We start from the raw sequence: 518 nt of genomic DNA on the forward strand, positions 1-518 counted from the left end.
GAGGATAGAAAATTAAGCTGGGCTCAGTGATGTCTATGCTGCGCGATACCCCGGCACCAGCATGATGCGTGAGCCGCATTTCTCCCTTGCGCAACACATGAAAAAATCCGCGTCCAACCTGTGCATCAAACTGCGTCAGACCACACAGCGCACCGGAAAAATACAGGTTCGCCGTGACTGGAAAATGTTCCAGTAAGGACGACAGACGGTCTAGTGCCGGTAAAGTTTGTTTCGGCATATCTGGATGATTAGATACATATTTAAGACGTAAGGATACCAATCATACACGTCAAACGCGCACACTGCGCTCTGTGCACTCAGCACTGTCTCATTTGACCGACGATCAATTCATCTACTGATTTTGCAAAGGAAAATATCATGTCTCACGTCGCTTTAATTCAATCCGCCACCACCACTGCACAACGTCAGGCACTGCTGGCTCCGATACAACAAGCCTTTGGCAGCACACCCAATATGTTCAGCGCGGTGGCCAATTCACCAGCAGCGCTGAGCAGCAT

1 protein-coding gene and 1 pseudogene are annotated in these 518 nt (G+C 49.6%); one reads left to right on the plus strand and one right to left on the minus strand.

Annotation, left to right across the window (positions count from 1 at the left end):
* Positions 1-238: cupin domain-containing protein (locus tag KDM89_RS19505; protein WP_212689558.1), on the minus strand; the 238-nt coding region annotated here is incomplete at its 3' end.
* A 140-nt stretch (positions 239-378) separates the two neighbouring features.
* Between KDM89_RS19505 and KDM89_RS22620 the strand changes: the two are divergent.
* Positions 379-518, plus strand: a pseudogene (locus KDM89_RS22620) (carboxymuconolactone decarboxylase); the annotation flags it as partial.

The sequence above is a fragment of the Cognatundibacterium luofuense genome (assembly GCF_018139685.1).
In the GTDB taxonomy this organism is placed as follows: domain Bacteria; phylum Pseudomonadota; class Gammaproteobacteria; order Burkholderiales; family Burkholderiaceae_D; genus Undibacterium; species Undibacterium luofuense.